The organism is Pseudomonas sp. PMCC200344 (genome assembly GCF_030053095.1).
GTDB classification, from domain to species: Bacteria; Pseudomonadota; Gammaproteobacteria; order Pseudomonadales; family Pseudomonadaceae; genus Aquipseudomonas; species Aquipseudomonas svalbardensis.
This window is the reverse complement of sequence record NZ_CP125618.1, coordinates 661119-685147: the sequence shown is the minus strand read 5'-3', so window position 1 is coordinate 685147 and position 24029 is coordinate 661119. Positions and strand designations below refer to the sequence as shown.

Annotated in this window: 23 protein-coding genes; 18 read left to right on the top strand and 5 right to left on the bottom strand. The window is 59.8% G+C overall.

From position 1 onward, the window contains the following. Positions 1 to 56 precede the first annotated feature (56 nt). The 8 genes from cbiE (at position 57) to QFW87_RS03020 (ending at position 8497) form a co-directional block, all read left to right on the top strand. Entirely contained in the window at positions 57 to 1268 is a 1212-nt protein-coding gene (cbiE, locus tag QFW87_RS03055; RefSeq protein ID WP_283189779.1) for a precorrin-6y C5,15-methyltransferase (decarboxylating) subunit CbiE, read from the top strand. Next, positions 1261 to 2358 (top strand): cobalt-precorrin-5B (C(1))-methyltransferase, encoded by a 1098-nt coding sequence (locus QFW87_RS03050; protein WP_283189778.1) that lies wholly within the window; start codon positions 1261 to 1263, stop codon positions 2356 to 2358. The genes cbiE and QFW87_RS03050 overlap by 8 nt, the downstream gene beginning before the upstream one ends. After that, positions 2355 to 3083 (top strand): cobalt-precorrin-6A reductase, encoded by a 729-nt coding sequence (locus tag QFW87_RS03045; protein WP_283189777.1) that lies wholly within the window; start codon positions 2355 to 2357, stop codon positions 3081 to 3083. The genes QFW87_RS03050 and QFW87_RS03045 overlap by 4 nt, the downstream gene beginning before the upstream one ends. A gap of 306 nt (positions 3084 to 3389) precedes the next feature. Then, complete coding sequence (locus tag QFW87_RS03040) at positions 3390 to 3788, top strand: DUF2946 domain-containing protein (protein ID WP_283189776.1); 399 nt, start codon at positions 3390 to 3392, stop codon at positions 3786 to 3788. A gap of 48 nt (positions 3789 to 3836) precedes the next feature. After that, positions 3837 to 4316 carry a copper chaperone PCu(A)C gene (locus QFW87_RS03035; RefSeq protein WP_283182776.1) on the top strand — a complete coding sequence of 160 codons (480 nt, stop codon included), beginning with the start codon at positions 3837 to 3839 and terminating at the stop codon, positions 4314 to 4316. A gap of 21 nt (positions 4317 to 4337) precedes the next feature. Then, complete coding sequence (locus tag QFW87_RS03030) at positions 4338 to 4787, top strand: DUF2946 domain-containing protein (RefSeq protein ID WP_283189775.1); 450 nt, start codon at positions 4338 to 4340, stop codon at positions 4785 to 4787. A gap of 84 nt (positions 4788 to 4871) precedes the next feature. After that, positions 4872 to 6989 (top strand): TonB-dependent copper receptor, encoded by a 2118-nt coding sequence (locus tag QFW87_RS03025; protein ID WP_283189774.1) that lies wholly within the window; start codon positions 4872 to 4874, stop codon positions 6987 to 6989. A gap of 131 nt (positions 6990 to 7120) precedes the next feature. Next, positions 7121 to 8497, top strand: coding sequence for a PepSY domain-containing protein (locus QFW87_RS03020; RefSeq protein WP_283190873.1), 1377 nt, complete (start codon positions 7121 to 7123; stop codon positions 8495 to 8497). Between the two features lie 68 nt (positions 8498 to 8565). Here QFW87_RS03020 and QFW87_RS03015 read toward each other — a convergent pair whose 3' ends face one another. The 4 genes from QFW87_RS03015 to QFW87_RS03000 all read right to left on the bottom strand — a co-directional run bounded on the left by QFW87_RS03015 (position 8566) and on the right by QFW87_RS03000 (position 11545). Next, complete coding sequence (locus QFW87_RS03015; protein ID WP_283182772.1) at positions 8566 to 8880, bottom strand: hypothetical protein; 315 nt, start codon at positions 8878 to 8880, stop codon at positions 8566 to 8568. Positions 8881 to 9306: 426 nt separating this feature from the next. Continuing rightward, complete coding sequence (locus QFW87_RS03010) at positions 9307 to 10833, bottom strand: IS66 family transposase (protein WP_010465918.1); 1527 nt, start codon at positions 10831 to 10833, stop codon at positions 9307 to 9309. A gap of 62 nt (positions 10834 to 10895) precedes the next feature. Next, on the bottom strand, positions 10896 to 11231 hold the full coding sequence (tnpB, locus tag QFW87_RS03005; RefSeq protein WP_010465920.1) for an IS66 family insertion sequence element accessory protein TnpB: 336 nt from the start codon (positions 11229 to 11231) through the stop codon (positions 10896 to 10898). Next, positions 11228 to 11545, bottom strand: coding sequence for a transposase (locus QFW87_RS03000; RefSeq protein ID WP_010465922.1), 318 nt, complete (start codon positions 11543 to 11545; stop codon positions 11228 to 11230). The genes tnpB and QFW87_RS03000 overlap by 4 nt, the downstream gene beginning before the upstream one ends. Before the next feature lie 121 nt (positions 11546 to 11666). Between QFW87_RS03000 and QFW87_RS02995 the strand changes: the two genes are divergently transcribed. The 4 genes from QFW87_RS02995 to urtA all read left to right on the top strand — a co-directional run bounded on the left by QFW87_RS02995 (position 11667) and on the right by urtA (position 15995). Further along, complete coding sequence (locus QFW87_RS02995) at positions 11667 to 12455, top strand: ABC transporter ATP-binding protein (RefSeq protein WP_283189773.1); 789 nt, start codon at positions 11667 to 11669, stop codon at positions 12453 to 12455. Beyond that, positions 12452 to 13399, top strand: a complete 948-nt coding sequence (locus QFW87_RS02990) for an ABC transporter substrate-binding protein (protein ID WP_283182770.1) — start codon at positions 12452 to 12454, stop codon at positions 13397 to 13399. The genes QFW87_RS02995 and QFW87_RS02990 overlap by 4 nt, the downstream gene beginning before the upstream one ends. Further along, positions 13396 to 14406 (top strand): iron ABC transporter permease, encoded by a 1011-nt coding sequence (locus QFW87_RS02985; RefSeq protein ID WP_283182769.1) that lies wholly within the window; start codon positions 13396 to 13398, stop codon positions 14404 to 14406. The genes QFW87_RS02990 and QFW87_RS02985 overlap by 4 nt, the downstream gene beginning before the upstream one ends. A 323-nt stretch (positions 14407 to 14729) precedes the next feature. After that, positions 14730 to 15995: an urea ABC transporter substrate-binding protein gene (urtA, locus tag QFW87_RS02980; protein ID WP_283189772.1), complete on the top strand. Its 1266-nt coding sequence runs from the start codon at positions 14730 to 14732 to the stop codon at positions 15993 to 15995. Between the two features lie 15 nt (positions 15996 to 16010). Here the strand turns inward: urtA and QFW87_RS02975 are convergent. Continuing rightward, a protein-coding gene (locus QFW87_RS02975) for an IS3 family transposase (protein WP_283182702.1) occupies positions 16011 to 17191 on the bottom strand; the annotation gives its coding sequence in 2 pieces (ribosomal slippage) (positions 16011 to 16936 and positions 16936 to 17191; 1182 coding nt in all). A gap of 366 nt (positions 17192 to 17557) precedes the next feature. Here QFW87_RS02975 and QFW87_RS02970 point away from each other — a divergent pair. The 6 genes from QFW87_RS02970 to QFW87_RS02945 all read left to right on the top strand — a co-directional run bounded on the left by QFW87_RS02970 (position 17558) and on the right by QFW87_RS02945 (position 23960). Continuing rightward, positions 17558 to 18676, top strand: coding sequence for an IS481 family transposase (locus QFW87_RS02970; protein ID WP_283182018.1), 1119 nt, complete (start codon positions 17558 to 17560; stop codon positions 18674 to 18676). A gap of 134 nt (positions 18677 to 18810) precedes the next feature. Continuing rightward, complete coding sequence (urtB, locus tag QFW87_RS02965) at positions 18811 to 20313, top strand: urea ABC transporter permease subunit UrtB (RefSeq protein WP_283189771.1); 1503 nt, start codon at positions 18811 to 18813, stop codon at positions 20311 to 20313. After that, positions 20313 to 21392 carry an urea ABC transporter permease subunit UrtC gene (urtC, locus tag QFW87_RS02960; RefSeq protein WP_283182766.1) on the top strand — a complete coding sequence of 360 codons (1080 nt, stop codon included), beginning with the start codon at positions 20313 to 20315 and terminating at the stop codon, positions 21390 to 21392. Before urtB ends, urtC begins: the two co-directional genes overlap by 1 nt. Continuing rightward, positions 21389 to 22261, top strand: a complete 873-nt coding sequence (urtD, locus tag QFW87_RS02955; protein ID WP_283189770.1) for an urea ABC transporter ATP-binding protein UrtD — start codon at positions 21389 to 21391, stop codon at positions 22259 to 22261. Before urtC ends, urtD begins: the two co-directional genes overlap by 4 nt. 130 nt (positions 22262 to 22391) lie before the next feature. Continuing rightward, complete coding sequence (urtE, locus tag QFW87_RS02950; protein ID WP_283182764.1) at positions 22392 to 23090, top strand: urea ABC transporter ATP-binding subunit UrtE; 699 nt, start codon at positions 22392 to 22394, stop codon at positions 23088 to 23090. 30 nt (positions 23091 to 23120) lie between these two features. Then, positions 23121 to 23960 carry an urease accessory protein UreD gene (locus tag QFW87_RS02945; RefSeq protein WP_283182763.1) on the top strand — a complete coding sequence of 280 codons (840 nt, stop codon included), beginning with the start codon at positions 23121 to 23123 and terminating at the stop codon, positions 23958 to 23960. Positions 23961 to 24029 lie beyond the last annotated feature (69 nt).

Genomic DNA, 24029 nt, shown 5'->3' with positions numbered 1-24029 from the left:
ATGAAAAGCCTGCCCGTCGGAACAGTCCATTTGAGGACTTTTTTTGAGGACTGCAGATGTCACCCTGGCTGACAGTAGTGGGAATCGGTGAAGACGGCTTCAAGGGCTTGGGCAAAAACGCCCGGCACGCTCTGCTGCACGCTTCGCGGATCATTGGCGGTCAGCGGCAACTGGATTTGCTGCCGGCGTGCATCCGTGGCGAGCGGCAGTTGTGGCCCAGCCCATTCTCCCTTGAACGGGTATTGGCGCTGCGCGGCGAACCGGTCTGCGTGCTGGCCAGCGGCGATCCGATGTTCTTTGGTGTGGGCGCCAGCCTGGCCCGGCAGTTGTCCAGTGATGAAATGCTGATACTGCCGGCGCCATCCTCCTGTTCGCTGGCGGCAGCGCGAATGGGCTGGCCGTTGCAGGATGTGGTCACGCTTTCGGTGGTTGCTCGTCCCATCGCCGCACTTAACGCGCAGTTGTTCAGCGGTGTTCGCTTGCTGGTGTTGAGCAACGACGGCAAGAGCCCGGCCGCCATCGCGACGCTGTTGCGTGAACGCGGTTTCGGGGCGAGTCGCCTCACCGTGCTGGAACACCTGGGCGGTGCCGCCGAACGACGCATCGATGGCGTCGCCAATGACTGGAACAATCCTGTGATCGCCGATCTGAACCTCATCGCCATCGAGTGCATCGCCGAACCCAATACGCCGCGCCTCTCCCGATTGGCCGGTCTGCCGGACTCAGCCTTCAAGCACGACGGCCAATTGACCAAGCGCGACGTACGCGCAATCACGCTCGCGCGTCTCGCCCCGGTTCCCGGCGAACTGCTGTGGGACGTCGGCGCCGGCAGCGGCTCGATCGGCATTGAATGGATGCGCGCTCACCCAAGTTGCCGGGCGCTGGCCATCGAAGCTGACGAAGGGCGGCAGTTGTTGATCGAACACAACCGCGATGCCCTCGGCGTTCCCGGCCTGCAATTGATTCGCGGCAGTGCGCCGCAGGCCTTGGCCGGTCTCGAGCGTCCAGACGCGATTTTCATCGGCGGCGGCGTCACCCGCGAGGGCGTGCTCGACACGTGCTGGGCCGAACTCAAACCCGGCGGCCGACTGATCGCCAACGCCGTCACGTTGCAAAGTGAAATGACCTTGATGACCTGGCGCGAGCAGCATGGCGGCGAGCTGACGCGCATTCATATCGCTCAAGCGCAACCGCTGGGGGACTTTGATACGTGGCGTCAGGCGTTGCCGATTACCTTGCTGGAAGTGACGAAGCCTTTCGATGCGTGACGAAACCGCCGAACAACCCGCACCGCTGCGCAGTGGCCTGACCACCGGCAGCTGCGCCACCGCCACCAGCCTTGCGGCGGCTCGTCTGTTGCTCAGTGGCGTGGAAGCGGACGCCGTCGAGATCATTCTGCCCAAAGGCAAACAGGTGCAAATGCGCCTGGAGTTCTGTCGGTTGAAGGACGACGGCGCCGAGGCCGGAACGATCAAGGACGCCGGGGACGACCCGGACGTGACCCACGGTGCCCTGCTCTACTCCCACGTGCGCCTGAATGCCCGACCGGGCATTCGCTTCAATGCCGGTCGCGGCGTCGGCACGGTGACCCGGCCGGGGCTGGTGCTGGGCGTCGGTGAACCCGCAATCAACCCGGTGCCACGCAAGATGATCACCGATCACTTGTCGCTGCTGGCCGAGGAGCTGGATTACCGGGGCGGCTTCGAGGTCACCATAAACGTCGAGGACGGCGAAGCCCTGGCGCTGAAAACCATGAACCCGCGCTTGGGGATTCTTGGCGGCTTGTCGATCCTCGGCACCAGCGGCATCGTCCGGCCATTTTCCTGTGCGGCGTACATCGCCTCGATCCATCAAGGCATCGACGTCGCCAAAACCAACGGTTACTTGCACATCGCTGCGTGCACCGGCAATGCCAGCGAAGACACCATGCGCCGGGTCTACGACTTGCCGGAAATCGCCCTGATCGAAATGGGCGACTTCGTCGGCGCCGTGCTCAAACACCTGCGCAAAGTGCCTGTGGATAAACTCAGCCTCTGCGGCGGCTTCGGCAAGATCAGCAAGCTAGCGGCTGGGCACATGGATTTGCACAGTCGGCATTCGAGCATCGACCTGCCGCAATTGGCCGAGTGGGCGGCGGCGATTGGCGCCGATGAGGTATTGCAGCAAGGGATTCGCGAAGCCAACACCAGCCAGCAAGCCTTGGCGATGGCCAGCGCTGCGGGCATCGCGCTCGGTGATGCGGTGTGTCAGCACGCGCTGGACTTTGCCCGCAGCGTGGTGCCGGCGCAGGTTCAGGTCGAAGTGTTCGCCATTGATCGCCAGGGCGGGATTGTTGGCCATGCGGGAGCTTTTCAATGAAGCGCGTGTTGTTGCTGGGTGGCGTGACAGAAGCCTTGGCCATCGCTCGGACCCTGGGGCCGGAACACATCTATAGCCTGGCCGGCGTGGGGCGTGTGCCGACAGATCTGATCTGTCAGGTTCGCGTTGGCGGTTACGGCGGTGCTGAAGGTCTGGCGCAGTTCATTCGCGATGAAGGGATCGATCTACTGCTGGACGCCACCCACCCCTACGCCGCACACATCAGCCAGAACGCCGCCACCGCTGCGCGGTTGAGCGGCATTGCATGCTGGGCGTTAAGGCGCCCGGCCTGGCAACCACAGGCCGGGGATGACTGGCGAGATGTCAGCGACTGGGCCGAGTTGATCGAAGCGCTGAAACCGTTCCGGAGACCGCTGTTCACCCTCGGCCGCGAACCATTGCAACATCTGCATGAAATCCCGCCAGAGCAATTCTGGACCTTGCGTGCACTGGACGTTTACCCGGGCAATGAGCGCTGCGAAGTCATCGGTGCGCGCGGGCCGTTTCTGATTGAGGATGAACGTGAACTGTTTGAGCGTCGGCAGATTGATGTGCTGATCAGCAAGAACAGCGGCAGCACGGCGACCGAGCCGAAGCTGGAAGTGGCACGGGAGCGTGGGGTGCCGGTGATTGTTTTACAGCGGCCAGTGTTGCCGGGGGTAGATCGGGAATTTGGGTCGGTGACAGAGGTATTGGCAGCCCTGACAGCAGAAACCACCACATAACCCTGTAGCAGCTGGCGAAGCCTGCGTTCGGCTGCGTAGCAGTCGTAAAATCAAACGCCTCGATCTTTCAGGTTAATCGCGGATGGAGGATTTACGACTGCTACGCAGCCGAACGCAGCCTTCGGCAGCTGCTACAAAATTGTGTGATGGCTGATCTGCACGGCACTGGCAATCGGTAATTCGCGACTATCATGAAGGCTATGGAGCTTGGCGCTGCGACACCACACCGCACGCTGCTTTTTTACTTATCGGCCCTGATCAGGCTAAATAGCCGCGCCTGATCCCCCACCCAACCGGATTTGTCCCATGTCCCGACAACGGCTCGCATTTGCCTGGATCGCCTGCTTCGCAGTGCTGTTCAACATGCTCGCCATGCCGATGACGGGAGCGATGGCGCAGACGGCGAAATCGCCTGCCGAGCAGTTGCTGTGGGGCAGTTTCTGTTCGTCCAGCGGCACGAAGATGGTGGCGATTGCCCTGGGCGATATCGAGCAGAAAGCCCCGCAGAGTGACGATCATTCCAACATGCAGCATTGCTGGTGCTGTTCAGGTTCCGCGCCACTGGTGGCGTTGCCCGGGCACATGCCGCAACTGTACTTCGCGCGTTTCGATGCCAATCGAAGCCTGCCTCACGCCTCTCTCGATACAACGACACCGCGTCAGCAATGGCCAAGCCTGAACCCCCGCGCTTCCCCTCTGGTGTGATTCCTTCTCGCAATTGACCTGCGTTTTGAATCGTTCTGGAGAACTGCCATGTTGAACAAACTCATCGCCCTGGCTGTGTTGCTGCTGCCTGCCTGTTTTGCCAATGCCCACGAATACAAGGCAGGGGAGCTGGAAATCGCTCATCCGTGGTCGCAAGAATTGCCACCCAACGCACCGACCGTTGCTGCGTATTTCGTGATCCATAACAGCGGCAAAACGGCCGACCGACTGCTCAGTGTCGACTCACCGATTGCAGGCATTGCTCAACTGCACGAGCACGTCATGCAAAACGACCTGATGAAAATGCAGCAGGTGCCGAACGTCGAAATCCCTGCCGGTGGCAACGTCACTTTTGCGCCGATGGCCTACCACGTGATGCTGCTGGAATTGAAAGACCGCAGCCTGTTAACCGACGGCAAACGCTTCCCGCTGACGATGCATTTCGAGAAGTCCGGCGACGTGACGGTCGAAATCGCGGTGCAGAAAAAAGCACCGGACGGCATGCAAGCACACGTGCACGCTCAGTAATCGACAGAGCTGAAAACGCCCATGCGCCCGCTTAGCGCCAGGTCATCCGCACACCGTCGTCAGCCGTTAAGCCTGACGCGCGGTAGCTGGATCAGCCTGTTCGCCATGTTGATGATCTTTATCGGCCCGCTGATTTCTCAGTCGATGCCGATGGATCAACGCGCCTCGTCGATGTCGATGAGCATGTCGATGGACATGAGCATGGACATGTCGGCAATGGAGCACGCCGACCACGGCGCGCAACCCGCCGCCGAGCACTGCCCGCCCAAAGCCTCGGCCCACGCGCTCTGGGAAAAATGCGGTTATTGCAGCCTGCTGTTCAATTGCCCGGCGCTGACTGGCGGCCAGTCCTTCATCGCGTACGACACGCCAACAGCCACCACTTTCACCACCCCTTCCCCCCGACTGGGCCACGCCCGGCAAACCTTCTTCCCCGGCGCCCGCACTCGCGCCCCACCCATCGACGCGTAAACACCCACATCCGCTCTCACACGGTTTAGAAGACAGCCCCAGGCTGCCGGCCGTGTCGTTTACGACTGTTCGATGGAAATTGTCATGTCCAGGTTTTCTGCTGACACACGCTTGAGCCCTGCCCAAGCTTCTTTTGCCCCGAACGAATCCAGTATTCGTTTGAGGCACGCCACCGCCTTCCTTTGCGGTGCACTGCTGACACCCATGGTGCTGGCCGATGAACACGCCGGTCACAGCGAAGAACTAAGCCCGACGGTGATCACCGCCATTGCGCCGAGTTCGCCACTGACCATCGTCACCAATCCCAAGGACCCACGCCAACCGGTGCCGGCCAGCGACGGTGGCGATTACCTGAAAACCATTCCCGGCTTCGCCCTGGTGCGCAATGGCGGCACCAACGGCGACCCGGTACTGCGCGGCATGTTCGGCTCGCGACTGAACATCCTCACCAACGGCGGCCAGTTGCTCGGCGCCTGCCCCGGCCGAATGGACGCACCGACCTCCTACATCTCGCCGGAAACCTACGACAAACTGACCGTGATCAAAGGCCCGCAAACCGTGCTCTGGGGACCGGGCGCGTCGGCCGGGACCATCCTCTTCGACCGTGAGCCAGAAAGCTTCGGCGAACTCGGCACGCGGGTGAACGCCAGCGTGCTGGCTGGCTCCAACGGGCGCTTCGACAAAGTGGTGGACGCTGCTGCCGGCGGGCCATTGGGTTACGTGCGAGTGATCGGCAACACCGCGCATGCCGACGACTACCAGGACGGCAACAACGACACCGTGCCGTCGCGCTATGACAAATGGAATGGCGACGTCGCAGTGGGCTGGACCCCGGACGCCGACACCCTGCTGGAGCTCACCGCCGGCAAGGGCGATGGCGAAGCGCGTTATGCCGGGCGCGGCATGGACGGCTCGCAGTTCGAGCGCGAAAGCCTGGGCCTGCGGTTCGAGAAGTCGAACATCGGCGATGTGCTGGATAAAGTCGAGGCGCAGGTTTACTACAACTACGCCGACCACGTGATGGACAACTACACCCTGCGCACGCCGTCCGGCACCGGAATGATGGCCGGCCCGATGGCCTCCAACGTCGACCGTCGAACCCTCGGCGCACGGATCAAAGCCACCTGGCGCTGGGCCGATGTGCAGTTGATCAGCGGCATCGATGCGCAGACCAGCGAACATCGCCAACGCAGCGCCATGGGCATCGACGCCTACAAGGATCAGCCGCGCAACAAGGATGCCGACTTCCACAACTACGGCGTGTTCAGCGAATTGACCTGGTACGCCGCCGACCGTGACCGGCTGATTACCGGCGCGCGCCTGGACCGCGCTTCGGCCAAGGATTTCCGGCAGACCACTGGCTCCGGGATGATGGCGCGCCCCAACCCGACCGCCGACGACACCCGTGCCGACACACTGCCAAGCGGCTTCGTTCGTTACGAGCATGACCTGGCTGACAGTCCGACCACACTGTACGCAGGCCTCGGTCACTCCCAGCGTTTCCCGGATTACTGGGAGCTGTTTTCACCCAAGTCCGGCCCCGCCGGCTCGGTGAATGCCTTCGATTCGATCAAGCCTGAAAAAACCACCCAGCTCGACTTCGGCCTGCAATACAAGGCCGAAGACCTCGAAGTCTGGGCCTCGGGTTACGTCGGGCAGGTGCGCGACTACATCCTGTTCAACTACACGCCCGGGATGATGGGCATGACCTCGCAAGCACAAAATATCGACGCACGAATCATGGGCGGCGAATTGGGTGCGGCCTACAAGCTGACCAGCAACTGGAAAGCCGACGCGACCCTGGCCTACGCCTGGGGCAAAAACAGCAGCGACGGCAATGCCTTGCCGCAGATGCCACCGCTGGATGCGCGTTTCGGCCTGACCTACAGCGAAGACAACTGGAGCGCCGGTGCCTTGTGGCGGGTGGTCGCGGCGCAAAACCGCATCGACCAGAACAAGGGCAACGTCGTCGGCAAGGACTTCGACAAGACCCCGGGTTTTGGCGTGTTCTCGCTCAATGGCGCCTACCGAATTAACAAAAACTGGAAGGTCAGCACCGGCGTCGACAACCTGTTCGGCAAGGCTTACGCCGAGCACTTGAACCTGGCTGGCAACGCCGGTTTCGGCTACCCGGCCAATGACCCGCAAGCCATCAAAGAACCGGGGCGCACGCTCTGGACCAGGGTGGACATGAGTTTCTAAAAAAGCTTCGCGAGCAGGCTCGCTCCCACAGGTACACCACTGTCCATGTGGGAGCGAGCCTGCTCGCGATCGGTTGCGCAGCAACCGCAAACAAACAACTAAAAGATCCATGCCAAAGCGGAGCACACATGATGAAACAGCCCAAACCGAATTTCTACAACCTGGCCTGGCGCTGGCATTTTTATGCCGGTCTGTTCGTCGCGCCTTTCATGGTGATGCTGGCCCTGACCGGCATCATTTACCTGTTCAAACCGCAACTCGATCCGTTGATGTACGGCAGCCTGCTGAACGTCCCGGCCGGGCATCACAGCGTCTCGGCCGACGACCTGCTCAAGCGGGTAAAAGCGGCGTATCCACAGAGTCAGATCAAGCAGTACCTGCCACCGGTCAACGCCGAACGCAGCGCGCAATTTGTCGTGATCAATGGCGGTAACGAGCTCAACGTATTCGTCGATCCCTACCACGGCGATATCCTCGGCGAGCGAGACGCCAAAAAAAATCTGCAAGCCGTTGCGCGAGCGATTCATGGCGAGTTGATGATCGGCACCGTCGGTGATCGACTGATCGAACTGGCCGCCGGTTGGGGCGTGGTGTTGGTGGTCTCCGGCGTCTTTCTGTGGTGGCCGCGTGGCCAGGCGGCCGGCATCCTGTGGCCGCGTTTGAGCAGTCGCGGTCGCGTGCTCTGGCGCGACCTGCACGCGGTGACCGGGTTTTGGGGCGCGTCGTTGCTACTGGTGATGCTGCTCAGCGGCATGACCTGGACCGGGTTCTGGGGCAAGCAATACGCCGAAGTGTGGAATGTCTTTCCGGCAGCGATGTGGGATGACGTGCCCAAGTCCGATGTCGAGGCCCGAAGCCTCAACACCGCCACCCGCCAGACCGTGCCATGGGCGATGGAAAACACGCCGATGCCGATGTCCGGCGACCACGCCGAACACATGGCCCACGGTAGCGCGCAAGCTGGCCCCGCCGCGCCGACCATCAGCTTGCAGGACGTGCAGAACATCGCTGCGCAACGCAAGGTCGAACCGGGTTACAGCATCACCTTCCCGACCACGGCGACTGGCGTGTTCACCATAGCGGTGTTCGCCGACGACCCGCGCAACGACGCTACGCTGCACGTTGATCAGTACACCGGCGATGTCCTCGCCGACGTGCGTTTCGAGCAGTACGGTACCGTCGCCCGTGCAACAGAAATCGGTGTGATGCTGCACGAAGGCAAAATGTTCGGTCTGTTCAATCAGATCATCATCCTGCTGATCTGCCTGATGATTCTGCTCAGCGCCGTCAGCGGCGTGGTGATCTGGTGGAAGCGTCGCCCGCAAGGAAAGTTCGGTGTTCCGCCGCTGCGCCACGATTTGCCGAAATGGAAAACTGCGATGGTGATCATGCTGACGCTGGCAGTGATCTTTCCGCTGGTGGGGGCTTCGTTGATCGTAGTGTGGCTATTGGATCGAGTTCTGTTATCGAGGCTCAACGAGCGAGTAGAACCTACCGCCTCAGCGTGATCAGACTGCGCGGTTCGCGCGGAAAAACGCGGGCCGCACAACCTGAAAACGAAAATACCGAAGTTGCATTACTTGTCCGAATACAGGCTGCCATTAATATTCTGCAGCCCTTTCACTTGCTCGGCGCTGCCCTTGTAACTCGTGCTGGTGGGTACGCCTGACCCACTTTGGCATTTGACGGTAATCCAGCAACGCTGGGTATCGTCAAGCCTGATAATGTCGGTCGGCACACTGTTGATTCTCTGTGGCACCTCGCAAGTTGCATTGGCACTGCTGACATTCCAGGCAGCAGCGCAAGAGCCCCAATCTTCGGCCTTCAAAGACTGAACACACAGCATAAAACCCAAAGAAACAAGTAAAACACTCACCTTTAAACTGTCCATCGCAATGTCCTCGTAGCAGCGTTAATTCGCCTGCACGCTAAAACTACGAGGGCCGGGAGGGCAGGTCTACTGTCATAACTGACAGGTTTTATCTGTTTTTCTAGATTGTTTTAATCTAAAAAATACTCGTAAAAAAACAATCGACGATATGCGATGTTCCAAGGTTTGCGCTCGATAAAACAGCGCAATTGACAACCTGAATCCGCCTCACCTTCATCATGAATCAGGCGAGATGCGCGTATTAGAGGGTTCTGTAGACTTCGCACACGCTTATCTCCCGGCCATTTTTAGTGTTACTGCATAACGCAAAGAGCAAGCTCGCTCCCACATTGAAATGCGATCAACTGTGGGAGCGGGCTTGCTCGCGATGAGGCCGTCAGCAACACCGAATATTTGTAAGCGTCCGCCGAAGTCACCTTGCATGACTCAGGCAGATACCCACTGATGCGGCAGCAGTTGGTCGATCTCACTCGCCCGCTGCGTCGGCAGCCGCGTCAGCACATCTTTGAGATAGGCATACGGATCGTGCCCATTCATACGTGCCGACTGGATCAAACTCATAATCGCCGCTGCCCGTTTGCCGCTGCGAAGCGATCCAGCAAACAACCAGTTCGAGCGTCCAAGTGCCCACGGCCTGATCTGGTTTTCGACTGGATTGTTGTCTATGGGCACCGCCCCATCGACCAGGTAGCGCGTCAGCGCTACCCAGCGTTTAAGGCTGTAATCCAAGGCTTTGGCCGTTGCTGATCCATTGGGCACAAGATCGCGCTGGGCCAACATCCAGTCGTGCAGTGCTTTGGCCAGCGGCGCCGCTTTTTCTTGCCGTATTCGACAGCGATCTCCATCACTCATGTCTCGCACTTGCCGCTCAACTTCGTACAAACCGCCAATCGAGTGCAGCGCCTGTTCTGCCAACTGACTTTTATTCGCGACATGCAGATCGAAAAACTTGCGGCGGGCGTGAGCCATGCAGCCGATTTCGATCATGCCTTTCTCAAACCCAGCTTTGTAACCAGCAAAGTCGTCGCACACCAGCTTGCCATTCCACGCGCCGAGGAAGTTACGCGCATGCTCACCGGCGCGGCTCGGGCTGAAGTCATAAACCACTGCCTTAAGCGCCGAAAACGGCGTGGTGCAGTAAGCCCAGACATAAGCGCGGTGAGTTTTCTTCTCTCCGGGCGCAAGCATCTGCACCGGCGTCTCATCGGCGTGGACAACTTGCTGCGCCAGGACGGCTTCTCGCAAGGCATCAACTAATGGCTGAAGCTGTACACCTGTTTGTCCAACCCATTGAGCTAGTGTGGAGCGCGGGATCGCTAAACCAGCGCGTCCGAAGATTTTCTCCTGCCGATACAGCGGCAAGTGGTCAGCGAACTTCGCCACCAACACATGCGCGATCAGGCCCGCAGTTGGGATGCCCTTGTCGATCACTTGGGCCGGTACCGGTGCCTGGATCAGTGTTTCGCACTGACGGCAGGCCCACTTCCCACGCACATGCTGTTCAACAGTGAACACGCCCGGCGTGTAATCGAGCTTCTCGCTGATGTCCTCGCCGATGCGCTGGAGTTGGCAGCCGCAAGTGCACTGAGTGCTTTCTGGTTCGTGATGAATGACGGTGCGTGGAAACTGCGGCGGCAGTGGCGCGCGCTTTGGTTTTTGGCGCGCCTCTTCTGGAGCAGGAGCCGGAAGCAGTGCCGTCAGCTCGGCGTCGATAGCCTCAAGGTCGGTGTTGAGCAGATCGTCGAGCAAGCTGCCTTGTTCAGGACTGATCTGCTCGCTGCGTTTGGCAAACCGGTGCCGCTTGAGGATCGCGATCTCGTGGGTCAGCTGTTCGATGATGGTTTGATCGCGGTGGATCTTTCTGCCCATGGTGTCGACCTTCGACATCAACTGCGCAGCGAGGGCGCGCAGTTGGTCGGGGGTCATTTGGTCGAGGTTGGGCAAGGAAGTCATGCCGTGGATTTTACCAAAGCAGACCGCCTACGGCAGTAGGCCAAGAAGCAAAATTAAAACTTTTAAAGCAGTGTAATTACGCCGCCAACGCCAACACGTTGCCAAGGTAGACCGAGCACCAACGCCCGAAGTTGCTCGGCATCCAGCTCCATCTCGCAACCTTGGCGAATGCCTGGCCAGTGGAATTTGCCTTGGTTCAACCGCCGTGCCGCCAGCCAAACACCAATTCCGTCATGAACCAGGACTTTCATTCGGTTAGCCCTGCGATTGGCAAACAGATAAGCACAGTGCGGCTTCGCCGCACCGAATACTGCGATCACTCTGGCCAGCGCAGTCTCGGTACCCGCGCGCATATCCATGGGCTCGGTGGCGAGCCAGATGGCGTCTATGCGGATCACTTGGCAAGCTCTCGAATAAATCGAGCGCACCCATCAGGATCGGAAACTGGCCACTTCACTGCGATGGCTTGTTCGCCAACGGGTATCTCGATGATCGCCGATGCCTCCGACGGCCGCTTAGGCGGAGCCTTCAACGGGACAAACGCAGGCAACGCGGCAACTGAGGTATGCCGGTAAAGCGGCAGCCATTTACGAATGACGTTGGCGTTGATGCCGTGAGCGATGGCAACGCTTGAAACGGTGGCCCCGGGCTGAAGGCATTCCTGAACGACCTGGGCTTTGAACGGTTTGGGATAAGAGCTTCGTTGGCGCATGGAAATCCTGGCGATTAAGGGTGATCGCGTCCGCTTAAAAATACGCGGACACCATCGCCCTTAATGCTGGAGTTTTGAAGGTGACATGGCCGGACGCTTACGAATATTTCAGAGTAGATGCATGACCTCGCTGAACCTCACAAACCTCGCCTGGACACCCCTGGGCCACGGCCATTGCCATCACCAGTTCCAACTGCGTGATGCAACCTTGCACGTGCTCCCGGGTGAGTTCGTCGGTCTGATCGGCCCCAACGGCAGCGGCAAAACCAGCCTGCTGCGGTGTGCCTGGCGCTTCAGCAAACCCGAGGCCGGCGAGGTCAAGCTCGACCACCACAACGTCTGGAAGCAATCCTCACGCTGGTGCGCGCAGCGCATCGCCGTGGTCCTGCAGGAGTTCCCCGACGCCTTCGGCCTGACCGTCGATGAAGTCGTCGCCATGGGCCGCACACCACACAAAGGTCTGTTCGACGGCGACACCCTGGAGGACAGAAAACTCGCAACCCAAGCCCTCGAATCAGTCGGTCTGAAAGGCTTCGAGGATCATGCCTTCGCCACCCTCTCCGGCGGTGAAAAACAGCGCGTGATCCTCGCCCGCGCCCTGGCTCAGCAACCGCAAATGCTGATCCTCGACGAGCCGACCAATCACCTCGACCCGCGTTATCAGCTCGAACTGCTGCAACTGGTCAAACGCCTGAAGATCGGCACCCTGGCGAGCATTCATGACCTGAACCTAGCGGCTGCGTTCTGTGATCGGCTGTACGTGATCAATCACGGTCGCATCGTCGCCAGCGGCACACCCAAAGAAGTCCTGACCGCCCCACTGCTGCGCGACGTGTTCGGCGTCGAAGCGCTGATCGATGAGCATCCCTTGCACGGCTACCCACGAATCACCTGGATAACCCAATCATGACTTTGCGTTCCCTGCTTTGCGCCGCCCTGTTGCTGGGCAATGCCCAAGCATTTGCCGAGGCCACTCACTACCCGTTGACCGTGCAGAGCTGCAACCGCGAAGTGACCTTCAAGCAAGCGCCGAAACACGCGGTCAGCCACGACATCAACATGACCCAGATGATGCTCGCCCTCGGCCTGAAACCAAACATGGCCGGCTACAGCGGCGTGACTGGCTGGAAGTCGGTCACGCCCCAGATGCAGACCATCCTCGATGGCTTGCCGGAGTTGGCGGCCAAGTACCCGTCGGTGGAAACCCTGCTCAACGCCAACGTTGATTTCTTCTTCGCCGGTTGGGATTACGGCATGCGCGTGGGCGGTGACCTCACGCCGCAAACGTTGCAGCCGCTGGGCATCAACGTCTACGAGCTAACGGAGTCCTGCGCGTTCGTGATGAAGCGTCCGCCGGCCAGCCTGGAAGACACCTACAACGACCTGCGCAACCTCGGCAAAATCTTTGACGTGCAGGATCGCGCCAACGCCGTGATCGCCCAGATGCGGGCGCAAGTCGCCGAAGTGCGCAAGGATCTGCCGGCGGACAAACCTCGCGTGTTCCTCTATGACAGCGGTGAAGACCGCGCCATGACTTCCGGTCGCCTCGGTATGCCGCAAGCGCTGATCGACGCCGCTGGCGGGCGCAATATTCTGGATGACGTCGAATCGAGCTGGACGCGGGTCAACTGGGAAAACGTGGTCGAGCGCAATCCGCAGGTGATCGTGATCGTCGACTACGGCGAAGTCACTGCCGAGCAGAAAGAACAATTCCTGCTCAACAACAAGGCGCTGCAGTCGGTGGACGCGATCAAGCATCACCGCTTCATCGTGATTCCGTATGTGCAGGCCACGCCGGGTATCGACAACGTGCTGGCAGTTGAAACCCTGGCCAAGGGTTTCCACGGCGAATGATCAATCGTCGCTACGCCCTGTTGCTGGTGGCCCTCGGCGCGTTGTTGCTGGTGTCGTGCGTGGTGTCGCTGGGCTTCGGCCCGGCGCGGGTGCCGGTGGATGTTGTGTGGCGGATTCTGTTGCACAAGATTTTTGGTTTCGGCGTGCCGGACTGGGCCGCCGGGCAGGAACATATCGTCTGGCTGATCCGCGTGCCGCGCATGTTGCTTGGCGCGTTGGTGGGCGCCGGGCTCGCGCTGATCGGTGCGGTGCTGCAAGCGGTGACGCGCAATCCGCTGGCCGACCCGCACCTGCTTGGAGTCACCTCCGGCGCGACCCTTGGTGCCGTGATCGTGGTGCTGCATGTCGGTGAAATCGTTGGTCTGCTGACCTTGCCGATCGCGGCGTTTATCGGCGCGTTGCTGAGCATGCTTATCGTGCTGATGATCGCCAACCGCAACGGGCGGCTGGACAGTGATCGGCTGCTGCTGTGCGGCGTAGCGGTGTCCTTCGTGATGATGGCGATCGCCAATCTGCTGCTGTTTCTCGGCGATCACCGCGCGAGTTCCGCGGTGATGTTCTGGATGCTTGGCGGGCTCGGGTTGGCGCGTTGGGAATTGCTGGCGGTGCCGGCGGCCAGCGTGTTGCTCGGGTTGGTGTTGTTGCTGGGAATGGCGCGGCCGTTGAATGCGTTGATGGCGGGCGAGCAGACGGCCGTGACCCTCGGGCTCAATGCTCGCACCGTGCGGTTACGGGTGTTTTTGATTGCGTCGCTGATGACTGGGGTGCTGGTGTCGATCAGCGGGTCTATCGGGTTTGTCGGGCTGATGGTGCCGCACATTGCGCGGCGTGTGGTCGGGGCGGAGCATCGGCGATTGTTGCCGGTGTGCGTGTTGTTGGGCAGCCTCTTTCTCGTCTGGGTCGACGTCGCCGCCCGCACCCTGATCGCCCCCGAAGACTTGCCCATCGGCGTCGCCACCGCCGCCATCGGAGGCCTGTTCTTCATCGGCCTGATGCGCCGTCGCTGATTCACCTCTTTTCAAACTGTGGGAGCGAGCCTGCTCGCGAAGACGTCGGCACATCCAACATCATCGTGACTGACAAATCGCTTTCGCGAGCAGGCTCGCTCCCACAAAGGCATCGTCCCCCAAACCAATGCGCCCCAATGTGGCGCACCTCTTCGCACCAACGCGCCAGGCGCGATCCTTCATGGTGCGTCGCCCAAGCCGCGCAACCGCTCTAATACGACATTTCCCTGCCTTTTGCCGACCAGGCACAGCCCTTGCTAAAGACCCTTCAGTAGTCCGCATCTGCCAACCAAGAAAATTCATAAGTTCATGGAGATCGCACAATGAAGCGTCGCAGCTTGATCAAGGCTTTCACACTTTCGGCAAGCATTGCCGCGATGGGCATGACCTGGAGCCTCCAGGCCGCCGAGACCATCAAGGTCGGTATCCTGCATTCGTTGTCCGGCACCATGGCGATCTCCGAAACGTCGCTCAAAGACATGGCGCTGATGACCATCGACGAGATCAACGCCAAGGGCGGCGTGAACGGCAAGATGCTGGAACCGGTGGTGGTCGACCCGGCGTCGAACTGGCCGTTGTTCGCTGAAAAGGGTCGTCAACTGCTGACTCAGGACAAGGTGGCGGTGGTGTTCGGATGCTGGACGTCGGTGTCGCGTAAATCGGTGTTGCCGGTGTTCGAAGAGCTTAACGGCCTGCTGTTCTACCCGGTGCAGTACGAAGGCGAAGAGATGTCGCCGAACGTGTTCTACACCGGCGCCGCGCCGAACCAGCAAGCGATCCCGGCGGTGGAGTACCTGATGAGCGAAGAAGGCGGCAGCGCCAAGCGTTACTTCCTGCTGGGCACCGACTACGTCTACCCGCGCACCACCAACAAGATTCTGCGCTCGTTCCTGCACGCCAAAGGTGTGGCGGACAAGGACATCGAAGAGGTCTACACCCCGTTCGGTCATAGCGATTACCAAACCATCGTGGCCAACATCAAAAAATTCTCGGCCGGTGGCAAGACCGCGGTCATCTCCACCGTCAACGGCGACTCCAACGTGCCGTTCTATAAAGAGCTGGCCAACCAGGGCCTGAAAGCCACCGACGTTCCGGTCGTGGCGTTCTCGGTCGGCGAAGAAGAGCTGCGCGGCATCGACACCAAACCGCTGGTGGGCAACCTCGCGGCATGGAATTACTTCGAATCGGTCGAGAACCCGGCGAACAAGAAATTCGTCGCCGACTGGAAAGCCTACGCCAAGAAACACAACTTGCCGGGCGCCGACAAAGCGGTGACCAACGACCCGATGGAAGCCACCTACGTGGGCATCCACATGTGGGCGCAAGCGGCTGAGAAAGCCAAGTCCACTGACGTCGACAAAGTCCGCGAAGCCCTCGCTGGCCAGACCTTTGCCGCGCCGTCCGGTTACACGCTGACCATGGACAAGACCAACCACCACCTGCACAAACCGGTGATGATCGGCGAGATCCAGGCGGACGGTCAGTTCAACGTGGTGTGGCAGACCGAAGGGCCGATCCGTGCCGAGCCGTGGAGCCCGTTCATCTCGGGTAACGACAAGAAGCCGGATTATGCGGTGAAGAGCAACTGAGACGGATTGTCGTGGTCAACTAATTCCGGACACCTCGATAGGTGATTTTGATGCCATCGCCCGTTCATAAACTGTCGGTGGCAGATATCCCAGTTTCGAGTGCAGCCGTTCGTTGTTGTAAAACCCAACGATGTACTCAGTGATGTCGCGTATCGCCTCGCCATGGTTGGCGTAATCACGTCGCCATACCCGCTCCATTTTCAAGCTCAGGAAGAAGCGCTCCATCACTGCGTTATCCCAGCAGTTACCTTTACGGCTCATGCTTTGCTGCATGTCACTTCTTGCCAGCAGCGCTCTGTAGCTCGCACTCGCGTACTGGCTGCCGCGATCCGAGTGGGCGATCAAGCCGGGTGGCGGTTGACGTTGAGCAACCGCCAGCTGCATTGCACTGCACACCAGTTCAGCGGGCATGTTCGGCGCCATTGACCAGCCCACTACCTTGCGTGAGAACAAGTCCAGCACCACAGCCAGATACAGCCAGCCACTGCGGGTTCGGATGTAGGTAATGTCTGCTACCCAGGCCTTGTTCGCCGCCTCGGGTTCAAATTGGCGGTTCAATACATTTTCAGCAATCGGCAGGTCATGTTTGCTGTCGGTGGTGTGCACAAATTTACGCTTCCAGGCCGAACGCAGGCCGTTGACGCGCATCATGCGGCGAATCTTGTAAATGCCTACTTCCATACCCTTTGCACGTAACGCTTTACGCAATGGGCGACTGCCATAGCAGCCGCCACTTTCAGCAAACGACGCCTTGAGTTGCAGAGCAACGGGGCAGATCGATGCAGGAGCCTCAGCGCGCTTGTTGGCCTCGTAGAAGCCGGATCGACTAACCCCCAACAAACGACACACATACGCCACCGAATAAGCCTTCTGTTGCAGCTGCCGAACCAAGCGGTACGTTACTTCAGCTCGCGGGCAAAGAAGGCGGTGGCTTTTTTTAGTACATCGTTATCCATCTTGAGTTGACGGTTTTCTTGCTCCAACTGACGAATACGCTGTTGCTCAGAGGTCAGCGGCTTGCCGATCCCGGCTTGTCCCAACTTCTCGGCCTCATACTGTTGTACCCAGCGTCGAACGGCCGTATCACCAATATCAAGATCACGACAAACCTGTGAAACACTCAGGCCCTGGTCCTTGATCATCTTTACAACTTCCAGCTTGAAGCTGTCGTCGAATACTTTACGTTTGTCGGTCATGGAGAACTCCTCAATAGGTGCATTTTCCACCTATCGGGGTGTCCGGGGAAATTAGACCACTGCAGATCGAGGTTTTTGGGTGGGCTTTAAATCCACCCCTCATCGGAACGCCGCCCGCCCATCCCTCTCCCCACGGGGGAGAGGGGGAAAGGGAGCCGATCTTCATGCTTTTCCAAGCTTGAGTTCGACTCGACATTTCAGGTCGCAGTATTTCGTCCAAGCGCCTCGGTTAGTCCCCTCTACCCTCTGGGGTGTTTGTACCGGACACATGGTGGACAGGTGTTCGGAGACATGGTGGACACTTTTAAATAGACACATTGCTCATCTGAAAGGAGATGGTTTGTGTCTTGGGAAGAGGTGTCCACCATGCAGCTTCGTTCCGAATTTGTACTGTTAGCTCGGCAAGAAGGGGCCAATATCCGACAACTCTGCCGACGCTTTCATATCAGCCCAAGCACCGGATACAAATGGCTTGGCCGGTTCGAAACCTCTGGTGCAGACGGCTTGCACGACCAGTCTCGGCGCCCAAAACATTCACCCAAACGCTGCGCTGATACGGTTGAAAAGCAGATTCTGGCCTTGGGGGTGGAGCACACGGCCTGGGGCGCCCGCAAGCTCAAACGCAATCTGGAGGATGAGGGGTATTTGATGCCCGCCGTCAGCACGGTGCATGCGATTTTGCAGCGTAATTCGCGAATCGACCCGCAGGCGGCAAATACCAAACCCTTTATCCGATTTGAGCATGAAGCCCCCAACGATCTTTGGCAGATGGACTTCAAGGGACATGTCGGCATGCGCCATGGTCGCTGCCATCCCTTGACGGTATTGGACGACCATTCGCGGTTCTCGCTGTGCATCGCGGCCTGTGGCAACGAGCAGCGTCAGACCGTGCAGGAGCAGCTTATCCACGTGTTTCGGCGCTACGGCTTGCCGATGCGCATGACCATGGATAACGGTGCACCGTGGGGCGATCAGAGCGGGGTTTATACCGCGTTAGAGGTCTGGCTGATGAGCCAGGGCATCCGAGTGGGCCACTCCAGGCCTTATCACCCGCAGACTCAGGGCAAGCTTGAGCGTTTTCACCGCAGCCTCAAGGCTGAAGTTTTGCAAGGTCAGTGCTTCATCGACCTGCTTGGGGCACAGAACGCCTTCGATATCTGGCGCGATATCTACAACCAGAAACGCCCCCATCAAGCATTGGAAATGGAGGTTCCAGCGACTCGCTACAGCTGTAGTCCTCGTGAATACCAGGAGCATCGGCAAGCACTGGAGTACGCCGAAGGGGATTTGATCAGAAAGGTTCAGGCCAATGGCGAGATGTACTGGAAAAGCCGCAAGTATGCGATTGGAAAGGCCTTCATCGGCGAGCACATAGCCATCAGAGAAACGACCGAGGATGGCATCTACGACATCTATTGGAGCAGACATCGCATTGCCAAAATTGACTTGAGCTTGCAGACCGTTGTATCAGGAAAGCGGCTTTGAAGACGTCCACCATGTCCCCGAACATGTGTCCACCATGTGTCCGGTACAAACATGGGGAGAGGGTTAGGGTGAGGGGTCGATCCAAAGCCGAACGCAGTTCCATCGGCCGTAGCTAGACAGGGAACACCATATATATGCCCACTGCCCTTTACCGCTTCATCCTCGCCATCGCGCTGTTATTACCGATGGCCACCTATGCCGGCGACGCCGAAGACTTCGTCGCCACCAATCCCGTGCAACAAGCAAAACTCCTGGAAACCTGGGCCGCGCAGCCCGATCCGGCCCGTATCGAGCTGATCAACGCCCTGCAGCAAGGCGAGTTGACCGTCGACGGCCAACCGAAAACCCTGCGTCTGAACAACCGTCTGCGGGGTCTGATCGACACCGCTATGGCGAGTCACCAATTGCTCGCCACCGACGCCAAAACCCGTCTGGCCGCCGCGCAGCAATTGCAGAAAAGCGCCAAACCGGCGCAGTTGAAATTTCTCGACCAGCGACTGGCTGGTGAAAAAGATGAAAGTGTCCATGCCGCTTTAAGCCTGGCGCTGGCCAACCTGCAACTGGTGGACACCGACCCGGCCATACGCCTCGCCGCTGTGCGTCTGCTCGGTGAAACCGGTGATCCGCTGGCTCGCACTCGCCTCGAAAGCCTGCTGCAACCCGGTGTCGAAGCCGACGCCGGCGTACGCACCGCTGCCGAAACCAGCCTCGCTCAGGTCAAACGCAAACTGCTGATCGGCGAGATCCTCGGTCAAGCCTTCAGCGGCATGTCCCTCGGTTCGATCCTGCTGCTCGCGGCCCTCGGTCTGGCGATCACTTTCGGCCTGCTCGGCGTGATCAACATGGCCCACGGCGAGATGCTGATGCTCGGCGCGTACTCGACGTACGTGGTGCAGCTGATGTTCCAGCGTTTCGCCCCGCAAGCCATCGAGTTCTACCCGCTGATCGCGTTGCCGGTGGCGTTTTTCGTCACCGCCGCCATCGGTATGGCGCTGGAACGCACGGTGATTCGCCACCTCTATGGCCGCCCATTGGAAACCCTGCTCGCCACGTGGGGCATCAGCCTGATGCTGATTCAACTGGTGCGATTGGTGTTCGGTGCGCAAAACGTCGAAGTGGCCAACCCGGCGTGGTTGTCGGGCGGGACTCAAGTGCTGCCCAACCTCGTGCTGCCGTACAACCGCATCGTGATCATCGCCTTCGCGCTGTTTGTGGTGGTGCTGACCTGGCTGCTGCTGAACAAGACGCGCCTGGGCTTGAACGTGCGCGCCGTCACCCAGAACCGCAACATGGCCGCTTGCTGCGGCGTGCCGACCGGGCGCGTGGACATGCTCGCTTTCGGCCTCGGCTCAGGCATCGCTGGCCTTGGTGGCGTAGCCCTCAGCCAGATCGGCAATGTCGGCCCGGACCTCGGTCAGAGCTACATCATCGACTCGTTCCTGGTGGTGGTGCTCGGTGGTGTCGGTCAGTTGGCCGGTAGCGTGCTCGCCGCATTCGGCCTCGGCATCGCCAACAAAATTCTCGAACCGCAGATCGGTGCCGTGCTCGGCAAGATTTTGATCCTCGCGCTGATCATTCTGTTCATCCAGAAACGTCCGCAAGGCCTCTTCGCACTGAAAGGACGGGTGATCGACTGATGAACCAGCCACTGCTGCTCACGGCCACGCAAAAGGCCGGCCCCAAAGTCACGATCGCCGTTGGCGCGGTGATCCTCGTTCTATTGCTGGCGTTGCCGCTGCTGTCGTTGTTGTCGCCCGACAGCGCGTTTCACGTCTCGGCCTATACGCTGACGCTGGTGGGCAAGATCCTTTGCTACGCCATCGTCGCCCTCGCGCTGGATCTGGTCTGGGGATACGCCGGTCTGCTGTCCCTAGGCCACGGCCTGTTTTTCGCCCTCGGCGGTTATGCGATGGGCATGTACCTGATGCGCCAGGCTTCCGGTGATGGTTTGCCGGCATTCATGACGTTCCTGTCGTGGACCGAACTACCGTGGTACTGGACCGGCACCAGCAGCTTCCTCTGGTCGATGTGTCTGGTGGTGTTGGCGCCGGGGTTGCTGGCGCTGGTGTTCGGCTTCTTCGCCTTCCGTTCGCGGATCAAGGGCGTGTATTTCTCGATCATGACCCAGGCCCTGACCTTCGCCGGGATGCTGCTGTTCTTCCGCAACGAAACCGGGTTTGGCGGCAACAACGGCTTCACCAACTTCCGCACCATCCTCGGCTTCGGCATCACTGAACCGGGGACTCGCGCGGTGCTGTTTTTCGCCACCGTGGTGTTGCTGGTGGCTAGCCTGTTCATCGGTTGGCGCCTGGCGCAGAGCAAATTTGGCCGGGTGCTGACCGCGTTACGCGATGCCGAAAATCGCCTGATGTTTTGCGGGTATGACCCACGTGGTTTCAAGCTGTTTGTCTGGGTGCTGAGCGCGGTGTTGTGCGGGTTGGCCGGTGCGCTGTACGTGCCGCAAGTCGGCATCATCAACCCGAGTGAAATGTCGCCAACCAACTCCATTGAAGCCGCGGTCTGGGTAGCGCTGGGTGGTCGCGGCACGCTGATCGGCCCGTTGCTCGGCGCCGGTGTGGTCAACGGGATGAAGAGCTGGTTCACCGTGGCTTTCCCGGAATACTGGCTGTTCTTCCTCGGCGCGTTGTTCATTGTCGTGACCTTGTACCTGCCCAAAGGCGTGATCGGTCTGCTGAAAAAAAGGGGTGAACAATGAGAGTCACTGCAACGGCTGAATTCATGCTCGAACCGGCGTTTTTTCCGCCACTGGAACCCAACAGGGACGCCGGCAGCAGCCGCGACGCCATCGGCCTCGGCCAACGCGTCGGCCCCGGCCTGGATACCCGCCACGGCACCATCCTGACGCTGGAAGACATCAGCGTCAGCTTCGATGGCTTCAAGGCCCTGAACGCGCTGAACCTTTACATCGGCGTCGGCGAATTGCGTTGCATCATCGGCCCCAACGGCGCGGGCAAGACCACGCTGATGGACGTGATCACCGGCAAGACTCGTCCCAGTCACGGCAAGGCCTGGTTCGGTGAAACCCTCGACCTGACGCAGATGAGCGAAGTGCAAATTGCCCAGGCCGGCATCGGCCGCAAATTCCAGAAGCCGACGGTGTTCGAAGCCTTGAGCGTGTTCGAGAACCTCGAACTGGCGCAAAAAACCGACAAGTCGGTGTGGGCCAGCCTGCGGGCTCGCCTGAGTGGCGAACAGAAAGATCGCATCAGCGAGGTGCTGGACACCATTCGCCTGACCACGTCGGTCAATCGCCCGGCGGGTTTGTTGTCCCACGGCCAGAAGCAGTTTCTGGAAATCGGCATGTTGCTGATGCAAGACCCGCAACTGTTGCTGCTCGACGAGCCGGTGGCGGGCATGACCGACGCCGAAACCGAATTCACCGCCGAACTGTTCAAGCGCCTGGCGGGCAAGCATTCGCTGATGGTGGTGGAACACGACATGGGCTTCGTCGGCTCCATCGCCGACCACGTCACCGTGTTGCACCAGGGCAGCGTGTTGGCCGAAGGGTCGCTGGAACAGGTGCAGGACAACGAGCGCGTGATCGAGGTTTATCTCGGTCGTTAAGATTGCGAATACAGACCCTGTGGGAGCGAGCCTGCTCGCGAATGCGGTGCATCAGGCGACTTATATGTTGAATGTGCCTGCGCCTTCGCGAGCAGGCTCGCTCCCACAGGGGATTGAAGGGGATTTTAAGATGCTGCAAGTCGACAAGCTGCACCAGTATTACGGCGGTAGCCACATCCTGCGCGGTCTGACGTTTGACGTGAGAGTTGGCGAAGTCACCTGCCTGCTCGGGCGCAACGGCGTGGGCAAGACCACCCTGCTCAAGTGCCTGATGGGTTTGTTGCCGGCCAAAGAAGGCGCGGTGAACTGGGAAGGCAAAACGATCACCGCGTTCAAGCCACACCAGCGGGTTCACGCCGGGATCGCTTACGTACCTCAGGGTCGGGAAATTTTCGGCCGGCTGACCGTGGAAGAAAACCTGCTGATGGGCCTGTCGCGATTTCCCGGCGCTGAAGCCAAGGAAGTCCCGGCGTTCATCTACGAGCTGTTTCCGGTGCTGCTGCAGATGAAGCAGCGCCGCGGCGGCGACTTGTCCGGTGGCCAGCAGCAGCAATTGGCGATCGGCCGAGCGTTGGCCAGCCGTCCACGCTTGCTGATTCTCGACGAGCCCACCGAAGGCATCCAGCCATCGGTGATCAAGGAAATCGGCGCAGTGATCAAGAAGCTTGCGGCCCGTGGTGATATGGCGATTTTGCTGGTGGAGCAGTTCTACGATTTCGCCGCCGAACTGGCCGATCAGTACCTGGTGATGTCCCGGGGCGAAATCGTGCAACAGGGTCGCGGAGAAAATATGGAGGCCGAGGGTGTGCGCGGTCTGGTTACGATCTAATCTGTAGCGTCCTAACGATAATTAGAGATCATGAATTTACCTCTTCCCACTGCCGTGTTTACCCCCAGCTGGCACGCTGAGCTGGAACTCGGCTATGCCCGATTCGGCGACAGTACGCGCCCGGTTCAGCGCCGCCACAAAGGCCCGCTGCGGGTACAGAAGCACCTGTATGCCGAAGGGCCGGAGGTTTGCCAGCACATCATCGTGCACCCGCCGGGCGGGATTGCCGGCGGTGATCGGCTGGACATCTCGGCCAGTGTCGGCCGCGATGCCTGGGCGCAAATCACCAGCCCCGGCGCGGCCAAGTGGTACCGTGCGGCGGGGCCCGCTTATCAGAAGCTCGACTTGAAAGTAGCCGCCGGCGCGACACTTGAATGGTTGCCACAAGAGACGATCATTTTCAGTGCCGCCCAGGCTGAACTCAGTACGTGCATCGACCTTGAAGGCGATGCCCGGGTGTTCTACTGGGACGTGGTCGCGCTGGGCCGGCCGGCCAGCGGCGAGCGTTTCGACCTCGGGCATTTTCAGGCGCAGTTGGACATCCGCCGCGACGGCCAGTTGCTCTGGCATGAACGCCAGCGCATTGTCGGGGGTGATGGTTTGCTTGATTCGCCGATTGGGCTGGATGGGCAACCGGTGTTTGCGACGTTGCTGGTGACTGGGGAGGTTGATAGTGAGTTACTGGAGAAATGCCGTTCGTTGGCCCATGACGTGCGCGGGGATTTGACCCAGTTGCCGGGGCTTTTGGTGGCTCGGTGTTTAGCCAGTGAAGCGTTGCTGGCGCGGGGTTGGTTGATTGATTTGTGGCGGTTGCTGAGGCCCGCGTTGCTTGGCCGCGAAGCTGTCCCCCCCAGAATATGGAGCACCTGAAACAAGATCCAATGTGGGAGCGAGCCTGCTCGCGAAAGCGGTGTCTCAGGCAACTCATGTGTTGAATGT